At 52.5% G+C, this 1,376-nt stretch carries 2 protein-coding genes; both read left to right on the top strand.

The window, feature by feature from the left end; all coding sequences use genetic code 11:
* The coding region (locus tag VNL73_02355) for a hypothetical protein (GenBank protein ID HXF48252.1) at positions 1-1,123 on the top strand (1,123 nt) is incomplete at its 5' end.
* A gap of 9 nt (positions 1,124-1,132) precedes the next feature.
* The coding region (locus VNL73_02350) for a hypothetical protein (protein HXF48251.1) at positions 1,133-1,376 on the top strand (244 nt) is incomplete at its 3' end.

Genomic DNA, 1,376 nt, shown 5'->3' with positions numbered 1-1,376 from the left:
TTTTCTACTCCTCCCCGTCCTATTCTGGAAGAAACTTTCGACCTTTTCGCAATTTTCCCTTTTGGTTTTTGCCGGCTACACCCTCTACCTTGTCCTGATTGGCGGCGACGTCTTGAAAGCCCACCGCTTCTTCGTACCCATCCTCTTCTTCCTATACCCGCCCTTAATCGAAGGGCTTTTTCGGTCGATAGAGAATTGGCCGAGGCACCGGTTGGCCTTTGCGGCCGCAATCTTTTTATCCGGGTTTTTTGCCTATGGAATTCCCAAGACTTATCTGGACCCCACCGCCGCCCAGGAACGGGGACTGGTGGCGAAAATGCGGGAATTGGCCGGTCTTTTTGTCCGGCACACTTCGGACAAAAGCTTTGCCAATTCAACCATTGGGGCTTTTTCCTACTATGCCGGCAACCGGCGGGTCCTCGACATGTTGGGCTTGACCGAACCGGCAATCGCCAAAAACCCGGAAAGCATCCCGGGAATTGAGTCAAGCTGGAAGGAAAAAAATTTCAACGCCGGCTATATCCTTTCACAAAAGCCGGACGTCATCGTTTTCTCCACGGAGATGAAACCCTCCTCGCCGGCCGAACGGGCGCTGTTTTTGTATCCGGAATTCCGCCAGAATTACCGGCTGGAGTTCCTTTATCGCGGAAGCGGAAACAGCCTATCCTTGTTCTACAGACGCTTTAAGGAATTTACTTTAGTCACCGGCCCGGATCAGCCGGCCGCCTTCGCCAACGCCCTGAACGAGGGGCTGAATTTGACCCGGACGGACGGGAGAAAATCCTTGACTGTGCTTAAACAGGCGCTGGAGACGGGGCCCAAAGACTGCGCCGTACTCTATATGACGGTGGGGTATTTATATACCCTGCTTGGTTTTCCCGAATCCTCGGGCAGCTATCTCCACCGAGGTTTGGAACTGGATGGCGGCGGTTCGCTCGGTCAATGGTACTACGTGACCTGGCTAAACGTTCAAAAACGGTACGACGAGGCCACCCAACAACTCTCCGACATGATTGCCAATGTTCCCACCGCCGAAGAATTTTTGGTGGCCCGGGGGGTATTGAAAAACCGCCGGGTGGTACCCCTGGATTCCCTGACGGCAAACAATATGGAAAACCGGTAGGTCTGCGAAATGAAATTCCGCATTAACTTGCCGCCAGGATTGGTTCGTTTCGGCATTATTTGTTTTTTGCTGTCCTTGCTTCTGGTGTTCCAGTTTCTCGGTTTCAATCTTTTGCAGGATGATGCCTTCATCTCTTTCCGTTATATTCGTAATTTTCTGGACGGCCACGGGCTGGTCTTCAACGTCGGGGAGCGGGTGGAAGGGTACACCAATTTTTTCTGGATTATGCTTTTGGCCTTTCTGGCCAAGCTGG

The sequence above is a fragment of the Verrucomicrobiia bacterium genome, from assembly GCA_035574275.1.
In the GTDB taxonomy this organism is placed as follows: Bacteria; Zixibacteria; MSB-5A5; order DSPP01; family DSPP01; genus DSPP01.
Note: the sequence above shows the minus strand (reverse complement) of the source record. Positions and strands in the feature narration are given on the sequence as shown.